Source organism: Streptomyces sp. NPDC059002 (assembly GCF_042740435.1).
In the GTDB taxonomy this organism is placed as follows: domain Bacteria; phylum Actinomycetota; class Actinomycetes; order Streptomycetales; family Streptomycetaceae; genus Streptomyces.
Window position 1 is genome coordinate 1 of record NZ_JBHYJI010000022.1, and the last position, 13,252, is coordinate 13,252.

Below are 13,252 nucleotides of genomic sequence, written 5' to 3' on the forward strand. Positions count from 1 at the left end.
GCAACAGGCCGTGTCGCACGGCCTGTTGCAGGCACCCCTCCGCCGTGTGCGGCGGCCGCTGCCCGGCGGCTCACGAACGGGCGCGCAGGCGGGCGACCAGTTCGACGGTCCTGTCGCGGCGCGCCCAGGCGATCCAGGCGAGGAACGGGATCAGGACCAGCGGCGTCGCCGCGTTCTCCCCGCCGAGCGCGGTGACGGTCACGATGAACGCGCCGACCATCAGGCCGACGAACGCCGTGGCGGCCACCGAGGACAGCAGCGGGATCAGCAGCGCGATGCCGCCGAGCAGTTCGAGCGCGCCGATGGTGTACATGCCGGGCGCGCCCCAGCCGAGCCTGTCGAAGGCCTCGACGGCCGTCGGGTGCGCGATCAGCTTGGGCACGCCGCTCGCGACGCCGAAGAAGACGGCGAACAGCACCTGGAGGGTGCGCAGCGCGACGCGGGCGGCCCGGCCGCGGGCGGGGGTCTTGGTGCGGGTGGTGGCGCGGGGGGCGGTGGTGGCGCGGGGGGCGGTGGTGGCGGTGGCGGACATCGGGGTCTCCTCGGTGCGCGGGTGCGTCGTGCTGTCACAGAGGTAGACCGGCCCGCCCCGCGGAACTCATCGCCCCGGCACGGAAATTCACCGCACGCCGCCGCCCCGGCTCACCCCACCGGCACCGCCCGCACCCATACCCCGTCGTCCGTCAGGTACGTGTCGACCTTCAGGCCCGCCTCCGCGAGCGCCTCCTCGAACTCCTCCTTGGTGAAGGGGTGGGCCAGGAACGTCTGGGTCCAGATGGCGTCCGGGAAGATGTACTCCGCGCGGACCTGGTTCACGCCGTCGCCGACCGGGTCCGCCGAGAGGATCCGGACCGTGTAGCCGGCCGGGTCGACCCGCTCCCTCGGCAGGTTCGTGTGGTAGTCCGCGCCCTCCCGCTGGAACAGCACGCAGCCGTCATCGGTGACATGGCTCCGGCAGGCCCGCAGGATGCCGCGCCGCACCGCCGGGTCGCCGTTGTGCACGAGGAACGACCCGAGCATCACCACGGAGAACTTCTCGTCCAGGTCGAGCCCCTCGATCGTGCTGCGGACCGTCCGCACCCCGCCGTCGAGTTCGGCGACCTTCTCCAGCATCTCGGGCGACTCGTCCACCGCCGTCACCCGGAAGCCCCGCTCAAGGAGCGGCCGGGTCACCCGCCCCGCGCCGCAGCCCAGTTCCAGAATGTGCGCCCCGGCCGGCACGGCCGCGGCGATGACGTCGGGCTCGTCCCCGACGGACAGGCGCGTGTACAGCTCGACCGCGCAGCCGTCCGGAGTGATGGCCCCTGGTCCCGATCCCTCGTATCCCGCACGCATCTCCAGGCTCATGCCCCGGCCAACGAAGGGCGTCGATGGCCCGTTCCCGCCATCCGCCGCGCCCTCGCCGCCTACAGCGGAAACCAGCCATGCCCTCCGTACCAGTGCCCGCCCGCCCGCAGATGGTCGCCGACGGCCCTCTCCACCCTGGTCCGCCTGGGCAGTTGGGCCACGGCGAGATCACGGTCCCCGAAGACGAAGGAGACGGGCGTCCCGTCGTCCGGGTCCTGCCCGTACCCCTGCGCCAGATGGAATCGGTCCTGGAAGCGGACGATGTTCGAGTCGGCGGGAAGGTAGCGCCTCAACTGCGGATCGAGCAGCCACGAGTGGCACACAGCTGTCTCGAATCGTTCTTCGGGGAAGTGGCGCGCGAAGAACTCCCGCGCAAGATCGATGGATTCGTCGCACGCCTCGGGGCTCAACTGCCCCCGGAAATCGGCGATGTGGAGGTTCAGACACGGGTCCCCCGGTCCTGCCGCGTGCCCGGCCGCGGCCGTCGCGCCGCCCATCCGCCCGCCCAGCACGGCCCGCTGGAACTGCAGTCGCCCCAACTGGTAGAGCTCACCCCGGAAGTGCAGGGCGAGCCAGCCCGGCACGACAAGACCCCGGCTGCCGCGCGCCCTGCGGTGCACCGCCAGATGCCGCCCGAGGTCGGCGAGGGTGCGGCGGGACACGTCGTCGGGGATGCCACGACCGCGGTGATAGGCCCGCGCGTACGGCAGCGCCGCGACATACACGTACAGGAAGAAACAGCGCCCCAGCTCCCCGAGCCCCGCCGGGAGCACCGGGAAATCGGGGCCGCCGCCGGGCCTGCCCATGTCGCGTACGAGCGCGTCGAGGCAGCGATCGAGCAGCTTGCGGGCCTCCGGGTCCCGCCACAACCGGTCACGCAGCGCCACGAGATCGTTGATGTCCTCGTGCGGTACGGCGAGGTCGAGCAGTACGTCCGGCAGCTCACCGGCGTCCGGAAGAACCGCCTCCACCTGAGGCTCGCCCGCGCCCTCAAGTCCGCCGAGCCATCCGGCGAGGTCTTTGTCCGCCCGCAGCGCTTCCAGCACGTGCTCACCCTCTTATCCTGGAAGGAGGAGATGACCTGTCATGACGCGCACAGGCAGTGAACCGGTGACCGCGCGCAGTCCGCTGCGCATGCGCTTGTGGTTCGGCGTCTGGGGCCTGATCTGGGCGGTCTTCGGCACGGTCGCCTTCGCCCTCACCGGCCGCACCGGGTGGGCGGTGGCATGCGGCGTACTGTGCCTGATCGTCCTCACCGACCTGACGCTGGTCCTGCGCCACATCCGCCAGGGCCCGCACTACCAGCCGGGACGCGACGTCCCGCCGTACGAGCCGCAGGACAAGCCTTAGCCCTCGCGGCGATCCCCGCCATCGTCGAACCGCGCCGCAGCCACATACTCCGGCTGCGGATCGAGCGCGGCCGCGAGGCGGAAGTGGCGCCGCGCCTGCTCGTCGCGCGCGCCGCGCTCATAGGTGCGGGCGAGCGCGAAGTGCGCGAACGCGTTGTCCGGCTCGCGCTCCAGGACGATGCTGAACTCCAGCTCGGCGGCGCGTAGTTGCGCGGCGGCGAAGAAAGCGCGCGCCCGCAGCAGCCGCGCCGCGGTGTTCTCCGGGTGCGCGGCGATGACGGTGTCGAGCAGCTTCACGGCGCCGCGTGGATCCCGGGCGGCGAGGAGCTGCTCCGCCGCACGGAAGTCGATGACATGCGTCTCCGGGGTGATGTCGGGCACGCTGGATTCCTTCCCTCGCTCCTCAGTGCCAACGCCCGCCGCGGCCCCGCCTATTCCCCCCGTTCCCCCGCGCACCCCGCGCGCGAGGGTGCGTCAGGGCGCGACGACCGCCAGTACGACCCCCAGCACGACGAGCGCCACCCCCGCGCCCACGAAGGCCCGGTCAAGGCCCGTCCGCTCGCCGCCGAGCAGCACGGTCTCGCGCGGATCCTCGATGTCGTACGCGATGCGCACCCGGTCGCCCGACGCGAGCGGCCTGCGCCGGGTGGGCGGCACGGGCGACACCACCTCGACGACCCGCCCGTCGCCCGTCTCGAACTGCAGCGTGGGCCGCTCCGCACCCGGCGGCGCCGCTTTGACCAGCGCCTGTGCCACCGCTCCCGCGGCGGTGATCCGCCGGGTCTGCCGCAGGCCGTACGCACCGGCGAGGGCCGCGACCAGGCCCCCAATAGCCGTGAACGCCGCCAGTACGACCACTGACCGCCTCCCCTAGGACGACTGATGGGACCCTGACACGACACCGACCGAACCTACCGGGACGCCCTCCTACCGGGACGCTTCCCTACTGGGACTGGGACCGGGACGCCTCCCGCGCCCGTCGCGCCAGATCGGCCCAGACCGCGTCGACCCGCTCGGCGAGCCCCTCCAGGGGCCCGTCGTTGTCGATGACGACGTCGGCGATCTCCAGACGCTTCTCGCGCGTGGCCTGCGCCGCCATCCGCGCGCGGGCGTCCTCCTCGCTCATGCCGCGCAGCCGCACCAGGCGGTCCAGCTGGGTCTCGGGGCCCGCGTCGACGACGACCACGAGGTCGTACAGCGGCGCGAGGCCGTTCTCGGCGAGCAGCGGCACGTCATGGACGACCACCGCGTCGCCGGACGCGGACTGTTCGAGTTCGGCGGAGCGGGCGCCGACGAGCGGATGGACGATCGAGTTGAGGACGGCGAGCTTCGCCGCGTCCGCGAAGACGATGCCGCCCAGCTTCGGCCGGTCCAGCGAACCGTCCGGAGCGAGGACCTCCCGCCCGAATGCCTCAACGACGGCCGCCAGACCCGGAGTTCCCGGTTCCACCACCTCGCGGGCGATCTTGTCCGCGTCGATCAGCACGGCACCGCGCTCCACGAACAGCCGCGACACTTCACTCTTGCCGGCGCCGATCCCGCCGGTCAGGCCCACCTTCAGCATGACCGGCAGCTTAGGGCCTGGCGTTACGCGTCGCCCTCCCGCTCCGCCAGGAAGCGTTCGAATTCGAGGCCGATCTCGTCGGCGGACGGGATGTCCATCGGCTCGGCGAGCATATTGCCCCGCTCCTGGGCGCCGGCCGCCGCGTCGTACTGGTGCTCAAGACCCTGGACCAGCGCGACCAGCTCCTCGTCGCCCTCCTGGATCTGCCGGTCGATCTCGGTCTGGGTGCGGTGCGCCTCGGTGCGCAGCCCGTGCGCGACGCCGGGCAGCACCAGACCGGTGGCCGCGGTGATCGCCTCCAGGACGGTGAGCGCCGCGTCCGGGTACGCGGAGCGCGCGATGTAGTGCGGAACGTGCGCGGCCACGCCGAGCACGTCGTGGCCCGCCTCCAGGAGGCGGTACTCGACCAGGGAGGCCGCGCTGCCGGGCACCTGCGCCTCGTCGAAGGGGCTGCGGTGGCCCGGCACCAGGTCGGTGCGGTTGCCGTGCGGCGTGAGGCCTACGGGACGGGTGTGCGGCACGCCCATGGGGATGCCGTGGAAGTTCACCGACAGGCGCACACCGAGCCGCTCGACGATCTCCTTGACGGCCGCGGCGAACCGCTCCCACTCGATGTCGGGCTCGGGCCCGGAGAGCAGCAGGAAGGGCGCGCCGGTGGCGTCCTGGACGAGGCGGACCTCCAGCGTCGGCACCTCGTAGTCGGTCCAGCGGTCGCGCCGGAAGGTGAGCAGCGGGCGGCGGGCGCGGTAGTCGACGAGCCGGTCGTGGTCGAAGCGCGCCACCACCTGCCCGGGAAGGCTGTCCGTGAGCCGCTCGACGATCTGGTCGCCGGTTTCGCCCGCGTCGATGTATCCGTCGAAGTGGTAGAGCATGACAAGACCGGCCGACTCCTGGGCGAGCGCCATGTCGACGACGGCGAGGCCCTTCGGCTCCCATGCGTACAAACCCTGCGGATCAAGCACTGTGACCGCTCCTCCTCGTGTTCGTAAGGAAGAACGCACGCAGAGACACGGGCATTCCCGCCCGCGCCTCTTCACAGTGACTCCTCACCCGCTCCTTACCCCTCCCCGGCCCGGACCACCGGCTGCCACCGTTCGTATGCGTGAACACGGCCAGGAGAACACCGACTTCACCCCCTCCACCTGACTGACATCCACTCAACTGCCCGCCACCGCATGGAAGTTGTCCAGAACTCAACGACACCCCTCCCCGTAGCCGTCATCCAGGTCCATACCTTGACGCGAACATGCCCCACCCCTACGTTCATGTGCGCACCCAAGGTTCACGTACGAGAACCAAAAATCCATCGCGTACCGCTACGGGAAGGCCACCCCACATGCGCACCCGCCGAACCCTGCTGACCGCCCTGCTCGCCGCGACCGCCGCCTCCGGAGGGCCGGCCGCCATCGCGACCGCCGCGCCCGCGCCCGCGCGCACCATCGAGGTCTCCACGGCCGCCGAGCTGAAGGCGGCCCTCACCGACGCCTCCCCCGGCGACACGATCCACCTCGCCGACGGCACGTACTCCGGGAACTTCAAGACGTCCGTCGCGGCGGGCGCGAACTCCCGCATCACGCTGACCGGTTCGCCGAAGGCGGTACTCACCGCGGGCGGCGGCTACGGCCTGCACCTGAACGGCTCCTCCTACTGGACGGTGCAGGGCATCACCGTCACCGGCGGCCAGAAGGGCATCATGATCGACTCCGCGCGGGGCGTCGTCGTGGACACCGTCACGGTCCACGGCCTCGACATGGAGGGCGTCCACTTCCGCACGTCGAGCAGCGACGGCGTGATCAAGAACTCGCGGATCTACGACACCGGGAACGACGACCGCGGCATGGGCGAGGGCGTCTACGTGGGCAGCGCCAACACGCTCTCCGACAAGAGCGACAACGTACAGGTCCTGGGGAACACGATCGGCCCGGACGTCGGCGGCGAGGCGATCGACCTCAAGGAGGGCACCACCGGCGGCAAGGTCTCCGGCAACACCTTCGACGGCAAGGGCCTGACCGGCAACAACTACGACGACTCGTGGATCGACGTGAAGGGCAACAACTACGTCATCGAGAACAACACCGGCAAGAACACCACGAACAACGGCTACGAGACCCACACCCAGCAGTCCGGCTGGGGCTGCGGCACGGTCTTCCGCGGCAACAAGTCCACCCTGACCGGCGCGACGGGCGACAAGCAGCTGGCGATCAACGTGACGAACTACAGCGCGAACTGCAGGACGACGGTGTACGCGAGCAACACGGTGACGGGCGGGAAGGGCTTGACGAACATCGAGGTGACTCCCTGAGAGGAAGGTCCCGAAGGGACGAGCTCACCCAAGAACAAAGAAGCGGGCCCGCACCTCCGAAGAGGTACGGGCCCGCAACGTTCAACCGCTGCTACCGCCTAGAGGCGAGAGTCAGCTCTGGCCACCCGCGAGCTTCTCACGCAGCGCGGCAAGCGCCTCGTCCGAAGCAAGCGCGCCGGAGTTGTCGTCCGACTCCGAGGAGTACGAACCGCCGCCGCCACCGGTGCCGGCGGCCGGAGCCGCGCCACCGGGAGCAGCCGCACCCTCGGCCTCGGCCTGGGCGTCCGCCTCGCGGGACTTGATGACCTGGGCCTGGTGCTGCTCGAAGCGCTGCTGCGCCTCGGCGTACTGGCCCTCCCAAGCCTCGCGCTGGGTCTCGAAGCCCTCGAGCCAGTCGTTCGTCTCGGGGTCGAAGCCCTCGGGGTAGATGTAGTTGCCCTGGTCGTCGTAGGACGCGGCCATGCCGTACAGGGTCGGGTCGAACTCGACGGCCGACGGGTCGGCGCCGAAGGACTCGTTGGCCTGCTTCAGGGACAGCGAGATCCGGCGACGCTCGAGGTCGATGTCGATGACCTTGACGAAGATCTCGTCGTTGACCTGGACGACCTGCTCCGGGATCTCCACGTGGCGCTCGGCCAGCTCGGAGATGTGGACCAGGCCCTCGATGCCCTCGTCGACGCGCACGAACGCACCGAACGGAACGAGCTTGGTGACCTTACCGGGAACAACCTGCCCGATCTGGTGCGTGCGGGCGAACTGCTGCCACGGGTCTTCCTGCGTCGCCTTGAGCGACAGGGAGACGCGCTCGCGGTCCATGTCCACGTCGAGAACCTCGACGGTGACTTCCTGGCCGACCTCGACAACCTCGGAGGGGTGGTCGATGTGCTTCCAGGAAAGCTCGGACACGTGGACGAGACCGTCGACGCCGCCGAGGTCCACGAACGCACCGAAGTTGACGATCGAGGAAACGACGCCGGAGCGGACCTGGCCCTTCTGCAGGGTCGTGAGGAAGGTCTGGCGGACCTCGCTCTGGGTCTGCTCGAGCCAGGCACGGCGGGACAGGACCACGTTGTTGCGGTTCTTGTCCAGCTCGATGATCTTGGCCTCGAGCTCCTTGCCCACGTAGGGCTGGAGGTCGCGGACGCGGCGCATCTCGACGAGGGAGGCCGGCAGGAAGCCACGGAGGCCGATGTCGAGGATGAGACCACCCTTGACGACCTCGATGACGGTACCGGTGACGATGCCGTCTTCTTCCTTGATCTTCTCGATCGTGCCCCAGGCACGCTCGTACTGAGCACGCTTCTTGGACAGGATCAGACGGCCTTCCTTGTCCTCCTTCTGGAGAACCAGGGCCTCGATCTCGTCACCAACCGCGACGACCTCGTTCGGGTCGACGTCGTGCTTGATGGAGAGCTCTCGGCTCGGGATGACGCCTTCGGTCTTGTAACCGATGTCGAGCAGGACCTCGTCCCGGTCGACCTTCACGATGACGCCGTCGACGATGTCGCCGTCGTTGAAGTACTTGATCGTCTCGTCGATCGCGGCGAGGAAGGCTTCCTCGTTACCGATGTCGTTGACCGCTACCTGCGGAGTGGTGGCGGTGGTCTCGGTGCTGCTCGTCATGTGGGAAAGGGCTCCGGTACGGACATTGAAGTCGTAGGTACTGCAACGCCGGAGCCGATTTCGCTCTGCAGAAGCCGGACAGCCTAGGAAGCGCGACTTCCGCGAAACGGAAGGCGCCTCGACAACCGAGGGGACATACAACAGACGCGAGCGCAGCCTGCTATGTCTGAGGAGCGCAGGCTCGCAGCGCAACTTGTAGCATACGGGGGCAGCCGGACAGGGTCAATGCGCGAAGGCGCACACCCGGGGCGGAACACCGCATACCCGGCACAATTCCTGTCGCATGAGGCCACACGGGCCGCACAGCGCCCCCTTCGCGACGAGATCCGATGAAGGATACGGAAGATTACGACGATGGAGCCGATCATCCAAGAGTCCGAGCTGCCCGAACCCGAAGCCACCCGGCGTGACGCGAACGTCACGGAGAGCAGCCGCGCGAACCGCGGCTGGTGGGACCGGAACGCCGATGAGTACCAGATCGAGCACGGCACGTTCCTCGGGGACGACCGCTTCGTGTGGGGCCCCGAGGGCCTCGACGAGGTGGAGGCGGAACTTCTCGGTCCGCCCGAGGAGCTGAAGGGCAAGGACGTCCTGGAGATCGGCGCGGGCGCCGCCCAGTGCTCACGCTGGCTCGTCTCGCAGGGTGCGAGGCCCGTGGCCCTCGACCTCTCGCACCGCCAGCTCCAGCACGCGCTGCGGATCGGCGGAAACGTTCCCCTGGTGCAAGCCGACGCCGGAGTGCTGCCCTTCAAGGACGCCTCCTTCGACATGGCCTGCTCCGCCTACGGGGCGCTGCCCTTCGTCGCCGAGCCCGTCCTCGTCCTCAAGGAGGTGCATCGCGTGCTGCGCCCCGGCGGGCGCTTCGTCTTCTCCGCGACGCACCCCATCCGCTGGGCGTTCCCGGACGAGCCGGGCCCGGAGGGCCTCTCCGTAGCGGCCTCCTATTTCGACCGCACTCCTTATGTGGAGCAGGACGAGCAGGGCAACGCCGTATATGTGGAGCACCACAGGACGATCGGCGACCGGGTGCGGGACATCGTGGCCGGCGGCTTCCGGCTCGTCGACATCGTCGAGCCCGAGTGGCCCGCCTGGAACACGCAGGAATGGGGCGGCTGGTCCCCGCTGCGCGGAAACCTGATCCCGGGGACGGCCATCTACGTGTGCGTACGAGACTGAGTACGTGATCGGTCTCCGTAACGACGCCCTGGATCTCCCCGTACGCGACGCGCTGCCCGCCCTCCGGTCCGCCCTGGAGGGGCCGGGCAGCGCGGTGCTGTGCGCCCCGCCCGGGACGGGCAAGACGACGCTGGTGCCGCTGGCGCTCGCCGGGCTGCTCGAAGGGGCCGACGGCGGGGAGCGCCGCGTCGTCGTCGCCGAGCCGCGGCGCATCGCCGCACGGGCCGCCGCGCGGCGCATGGCGTGGCTGCTCGGCGAGAAGCCGGGCGAGCGCGTCGGCTACACCGTGCGCGGTGAGCGTGTGGTGGGGCCACGCACGCGCGTGGAGGTCGTCACGACAGGGGTCCTGCTGCAACGCCTCCAGCGCGACCAGGAGCTGACCGGCGTGGACGTCGTCATCATCGACGAGTGCCACGAGCGGCACCTGGACGCGGACACCGTGGCGGCCTTCCTGGTGGACGTGCGCGCCGCGCTGCGGCCCGAGCTGCGTCTGGTGGCGGCGTCCGCGACGACCGACGCCGAGGGCTGGGCGCGGATCCTCGGGGACGCCCCCGTGGTGGAGGCCCGGGGCATCGCGCACCCCGTGGAGGTGGTGTGGGCGCCGCCCCCGCGCCCCGTACGGCCGCCGCACGGCATGCGGGTCGACCCCGCGCTCCTGACCCATGTGGCGTCGGTGGTGCGGCGGGCCCTCACCGAGCGCACCGGCGACGTCCTGTGCTTTCTGCCCGGAGTCGGTGAAATCGCCCGGGTGGCGGGGCAGTTGGGCGACATCGGGGACGTCGAGGTGCTCCAGGTGCACGGGCGGGCGCCCGCGGCCGTGCAGGACGCGGTGCTTGCCGGGGGCGAGCGGCGGCGGGTGGTGCTCGCGACGTCCGTGGCCGAGTCGTCCCTGACGGTGCCCGGGGTGCGGGTGGTGGTGGACTCGGGCCTGGCACGTGAGCCGCGGGTCGACCACGCGCGCGGCCTGAGCGCCCTTGCGACGGTGCGGGCATCACAGGCGGCGGGGCGGCAGCGGGCGGGCCGGGCAGGGCGTGAGGCGCCGGGGGCCGTGTACCGGTGCTGGGCGGAGGCGGAGGACGGGCGTCTGCCGCGTTTTCCCGCGCCGGAGATCAAGGTGGCCGACCTCGCCGCGTTCGCCCTGCAGACGGCGTGCTGGGGCGATCCCGACGCCTCCGGGCTCGCCCTGCTCGATCCGCCGCCGGGCGGCGCGATGGCGGCGGCGCGCGACGTCCTCGCGGCGGTCGGGGCCGTGGCGGCGGACACCGGCCGGGTGACGGAGCGCGGCACGCGCATGGCCCGCGTGGGCCTGCACCCGCGCCTTGCCCGCGCCCTGCTCGACGCGGCGCCCGTCGTCGGTGCCCGGCGCGCGGCGGAGGTGGTGGCCCTCCTGAGCGAGGAGCCGCCCCGCGAATACGGCGACGACCTCGCGGGCGCGTGGCGGTCGGCGCGACAGGGCGGCGACGGCTACGCGGCCCGCTGGCGCACGGAGACCCGCCGCCTCGCCTCCGCGGGCGGGGCGGCGGCGGGCTCGGCGGACTCGGCGAACCCAGGGAGCGACGACCGGGTCGCCGGGATGATCGCGGCGCTCGCGTTTCCCGAGCGGGTGGCCCGGGCCGTGGGCGGCGGGGTGTATCTGATGGCCGGTGGCACCCGTGCCGAGACGCGGCAGGGGTCCGCGCTCGCCGGTGCGGAGTGGATCAGCGTCGCCGTGGCCGACCGGCCCGTGGGCGCGGGGCACGCGCGCGTGCTGCTCGGCGGGCACATCGACGAGGACGTCGCACGGCGCGCGGCCGCGCCGCTGCACTCCGAGGGCGACGAGGTGGCCTGGTCCGGCGGCGAGCTCGTCGCACGGCACGTCGAGCGCCTGGGGGCGGTGGAGCTCGCCGTGCGGCCCCTGAAGAACCCCGAGCCCGCTCTCGTGCGCGAGGGGCTCCTTGCCGGGCTGCGACAGGAAGGGACCGGGCTCCTGAAGTGGTCGCGGGGCGCGCGGGAGCTGCGGGAGCGGCTCGCCTTCCTGCATCTGCGGCTTGGGGCGCCCTGGCCCGACGTATCGGAAGACGCCCTCCACGCGTGCGTGGACGCATGGCTGGAGCCCGAGCTGTCCAGGGCGCGGCGGCGGGCCGACCTGGGGCGCATCGACGCCGGGCAGGCGCTGGCACGGCTGCTCCCGTGGGCGACCGGCGAGGCCACCCGTCTCGACGAGCTCGCGCCCGAGCGGCTCGAGGTGCCGAGCGGGTCCACCGTCCGGCTCGACTACTCCGATCCCGAACAGCCCGTGCTCGCCGTGAAGTTGCAGGAGATGTTCGGGCTCGCCGAGACCCCGAGGATCGCGGGCGGCACCGTCCCCGTCGTCGTGCACCTCCTGTCGCCCGCGGGACGTCCGGCCGCCGTCACCGCCGATCTCGCGTCCTTCTGGAGCGGCGGGTACCGGGCGGTGCGGGCCGAGCTGCGCGGCCGCTACCCGAAGCACCCGTGGCCGGAGGATCCCGCGACGGCCGAGCCGACCCGGTACACGAAGGCACGCCAGGCCCAAAGGGACGGCGGCGCCTAGGCGCTGACCGCTGAGCGGCCTTGTGGAAGTTCGCTGCGGTTCGGGTGCGCCCCCGAAGGGGCGCGGGGAGCTGCGTGACCAGCCACGACGCACCCGCAGATGTGGACCGCATTTCCCGCGGAGCGCTTAGGCGTTGACGGGTTCGGGCTCCGGTTCGGGGTCGCTCGACGCCGTCGGTTCCGGGTCGCCCGGCCTGCGGCTGCGGGCCTCGAGCCAGAGGGCGAGGGCGAGCAGGAGGACGCCGAGGATCAGGAAGCCCCAGGGGAGGTACGAGGTGAGCAGCAGCACCAGGACGCGCTGGGACTTGACCAGGTCGACGGTGTCCTTGATGTAGTCCTCGCGCATCTTCACGTGCCCGTCGAAGACCGTGACCTTGTCGCGCCCGCCGAGCAGGCTGCCGCCGCGCAGCTCGTTCTTCTGGATCTCCTCGCCGTAGACGGGCGCCCCTGTGGTCGGTTCGACCCAGAACTTGCGGACCGTGGAGTACCAGCGGGTGGTGCCGGTCTTGGCGAGGGACTCCGGAGTGATGCCCTTGACCGGCATCGTCTTGGGGAAGGGGACCTTGGTCCAGGGGATGGTCTGCTCGAAGTAGTAGACCTTCACGCCGCGGAAGGTCTGGGTGCCCTTGTAGTGGATGGGCCGGGTGATGCGGGCCTGCGCGTCGAAGTACTCGTAGTCCCTCTTCTCGGTCAGGAACGGCCACTTGAACTCGATGCCCTGGCGCTTGACCGGGTCCCCGTCGACGGACTCCCCGGTGGCGTGCACCGGTTCCTGGCTGTGCGCGTCGAAGATGTAGCGCTCGGGGATCTTGGAGACCATCTTGCCCTTGTCGTCCTGGACGTAACTGAGGGCGTCCCAGACCACGACGTCGCGGTCCGCGCTCTTCTCGATCTTCTCGGAGGCCTCCACGTTGCCCTTGAGGGTCTGCACGATGGTGACCTTGTCGACCTTCTTGGCCGTCATGGAGCCGTAGTCGATGAGGGTCGGGTTCCGCGCCTCCAGGACCGCCTCCTGGTACTGGCTCGGCGGGATCTTCGCCAGGCGCGGGAAGGCGTACCAGCGCATGAGCGGGGACATGGCCGTGAAGAACACGGCGAAGGCGAGCAGGACGAGGCTGGCCTTGCGGCGCATCGCGACCCTCCCTACGTCTACGGGTGCTTGGGGACAGTGGTGAGCAGCGGCTTCGGGGACGTCTCACCCGGTGGGGCGCCGATCGCGGTGATCGTCAGGACCAGGGCGAACGCGACGGCGAGGCCGGTGGCGGCGGCGATGAGGGCGCGCATGCGGGCCTCCCGATTCGGCTTGCGGCCGGAACTGATAGGGCGTCAGGGCGGGCACCG

Annotated in this window: 14 protein-coding genes; 4 read left to right on the top strand and 10 right to left on the bottom strand. The window is 71.1% G+C overall.

Annotated elements, in window-relative coordinates:
* Positions 1 to 70: 70 nt before the first annotated feature.
* From ACFWZ2_RS20850 to ACFWZ2_RS20860, 3 genes are all read right to left on the bottom strand, one after another.
* Positions 71 to 532 carry a DoxX family protein gene (locus ACFWZ2_RS20850; RefSeq protein WP_384547715.1) on the bottom strand — a complete coding sequence of 154 codons (462 nt, stop codon included), beginning with the start codon at positions 530 to 532 and terminating at the stop codon, positions 71 to 73.
* Positions 533 to 642: 110 nt separating this feature from the next.
* The gene (locus ACFWZ2_RS20855) at positions 643 to 1,347 is read right to left on the bottom strand and encodes a class I SAM-dependent methyltransferase (RefSeq protein WP_384547717.1); all 705 of its coding nucleotides are present in this window, start codon (positions 1,345 to 1,347) and stop codon (positions 643 to 645) included.
* A gap of 59 nt (positions 1,348 to 1,406) precedes the next feature.
* Entirely contained in the window at positions 1,407 to 2,393 is a 987-nt protein-coding gene (locus ACFWZ2_RS20860; RefSeq protein ID WP_384547719.1) for an acyltransferase domain-containing protein, read from the bottom strand.
* Between the two features lie 40 nt (positions 2,394 to 2,433).
* Here ACFWZ2_RS20860 and ACFWZ2_RS20865 point away from each other — a divergent pair, with 40 nt between their 5' ends.
* Positions 2,434 to 2,697, top strand: a complete 264-nt coding sequence (locus tag ACFWZ2_RS20865; protein ID WP_384547721.1) for a DUF6343 family protein — start codon at positions 2,434 to 2,436, stop codon at positions 2,695 to 2,697.
* Here the strand turns inward: ACFWZ2_RS20865 and ACFWZ2_RS20870 are convergent.
* The 4 genes from ACFWZ2_RS20870 to ACFWZ2_RS20885 form a co-directional block, all read right to left on the bottom strand.
* Positions 2,694 to 3,077 (bottom strand): tetratricopeptide repeat protein, encoded by a 384-nt coding sequence (locus ACFWZ2_RS20870; protein WP_384547723.1) that lies wholly within the window; start codon positions 3,075 to 3,077, stop codon positions 2,694 to 2,696. The genes ACFWZ2_RS20865 and ACFWZ2_RS20870 overlap by 4 nt on opposite strands.
* 93 nt (positions 3,078 to 3,170) lie before the next feature.
* Positions 3,171 to 3,554, bottom strand: coding sequence for a DUF3592 domain-containing protein (locus ACFWZ2_RS20875; RefSeq protein WP_384547724.1), 384 nt, complete (start codon positions 3,552 to 3,554; stop codon positions 3,171 to 3,173).
* A gap of 85 nt (positions 3,555 to 3,639) precedes the next feature.
* Complete coding sequence (coaE, locus tag ACFWZ2_RS20880; RefSeq protein WP_384547726.1) at positions 3,640 to 4,260, bottom strand: dephospho-CoA kinase; 621 nt, start codon at positions 4,258 to 4,260, stop codon at positions 3,640 to 3,642.
* A gap of 23 nt (positions 4,261 to 4,283) precedes the next feature.
* Positions 4,284 to 5,222, bottom strand: a complete 939-nt coding sequence (locus tag ACFWZ2_RS20885) for a PAC2 family protein (protein ID WP_384547728.1) — start codon at positions 5,220 to 5,222, stop codon at positions 4,284 to 4,286.
* A gap of 374 nt (positions 5,223 to 5,596) precedes the next feature.
* On the opposite strand from ACFWZ2_RS20885, the gene ACFWZ2_RS20890 reads away from it, so the two are divergent.
* Positions 5,597 to 6,562, top strand: a complete 966-nt coding sequence (locus tag ACFWZ2_RS20890) for a sheath polysaccharide-degrading enzyme (protein ID WP_384547730.1) — start codon at positions 5,597 to 5,599, stop codon at positions 6,560 to 6,562.
* A 111-nt stretch (positions 6,563 to 6,673) separates the two neighbouring features.
* On the opposite strand, the gene rpsA is transcribed toward ACFWZ2_RS20890, so the two are convergent.
* Complete coding sequence (rpsA, locus tag ACFWZ2_RS20895; RefSeq protein WP_361170772.1) at positions 6,674 to 8,185, bottom strand: 30S ribosomal protein S1; 1,512 nt, start codon at positions 8,183 to 8,185, stop codon at positions 6,674 to 6,676.
* Between the two features lie 354 nt (positions 8,186 to 8,539).
* Here rpsA and ACFWZ2_RS20900 point away from each other — a divergent pair, with 354 nt between their 5' ends.
* Together ACFWZ2_RS20900 and hrpB are read left to right on the top strand one after the other, a co-directional pair.
* Positions 8,540 to 9,361 carry a class I SAM-dependent methyltransferase gene (locus ACFWZ2_RS20900; RefSeq protein WP_384547732.1) on the top strand — a complete coding sequence of 274 codons (822 nt, stop codon included), beginning with the start codon at positions 8,540 to 8,542 and terminating at the stop codon, positions 9,359 to 9,361.
* 4 nt (positions 9,362 to 9,365) lie between these two features.
* Entirely contained in the window at positions 9,366 to 11,912 is a 2,547-nt protein-coding gene (hrpB, locus tag ACFWZ2_RS20905; protein WP_384547734.1) for an ATP-dependent helicase HrpB, read from the top strand.
* A 126-nt stretch (positions 11,913 to 12,038) separates the two neighbouring features.
* Here hrpB and ACFWZ2_RS20910 read toward each other — a convergent pair whose 3' ends face one another.
* Both ACFWZ2_RS20910 and ACFWZ2_RS20915 read right to left on the bottom strand, forming a co-directional pair.
* Entirely contained in the window at positions 12,039 to 13,043 is a 1,005-nt protein-coding gene (locus ACFWZ2_RS20910) for a DUF3068 domain-containing protein (RefSeq protein ID WP_384547736.1), read from the bottom strand.
* Between the two features lie 17 nt (positions 13,044 to 13,060).
* Entirely contained in the window at positions 13,061 to 13,195 is a 135-nt protein-coding gene (locus ACFWZ2_RS20915; protein WP_107102075.1) for an SPW_0924 family protein, read from the bottom strand.
* Positions 13,196 to 13,252 lie beyond the last annotated feature (57 nt).

What these genes read in the sequence shown, in the direction of transcription:
- rpsA (WP_361170772.1), bottom strand. Translation starts at nt 8,185, where the DNA reads ATGACGAGCAGCACCGAGACCACCGCCACCACTCCGCAGGTAGCGGTC.
- ACFWZ2_RS20910 (WP_384547736.1), bottom strand. Translation starts at nt 13,043, where the DNA reads ATGCGCCGCAAGGCCAGCCTCGTCCTGCTCGCCTTCGCCGTGTTCTTC.
- ACFWZ2_RS20865 (WP_384547721.1), top strand. Translation starts at nt 2,434, where the DNA reads ATGACGCGCACAGGCAGTGAACCGGTGACCGCGCGCAGTCCGCTGCGC.
- ACFWZ2_RS20915 (WP_107102075.1), bottom strand. Translation starts at nt 13,195, where the DNA reads ATGCGCGCCCTCATCGCCGCCGCCACCGGCCTCGCCGTCGCGTTCGCC.
- ACFWZ2_RS20855 (WP_384547717.1), bottom strand. Translation starts at nt 1,347, where the DNA reads ATGAGCCTGGAGATGCGTGCGGGATACGAGGGATCGGGACCAGGGGCC.
- ACFWZ2_RS20850 (WP_384547715.1), bottom strand. Translation starts at nt 532, where the DNA reads ATGTCCGCCACCGCCACCACCGCCCCCCGCGCCACCACCGCCCCCCGC.
- ACFWZ2_RS20900 (WP_384547732.1), top strand. Translation starts at nt 8,540, where the DNA reads ATGGAGCCGATCATCCAAGAGTCCGAGCTGCCCGAACCCGAAGCCACC.
- ACFWZ2_RS20890 (WP_384547730.1), top strand. Translation starts at nt 5,597, where the DNA reads ATGCGCACCCGCCGAACCCTGCTGACCGCCCTGCTCGCCGCGACCGCC.
- coaE (WP_384547726.1), bottom strand. Translation starts at nt 4,260, where the DNA reads ATGCTGAAGGTGGGCCTGACCGGCGGGATCGGCGCCGGCAAGAGTGAA.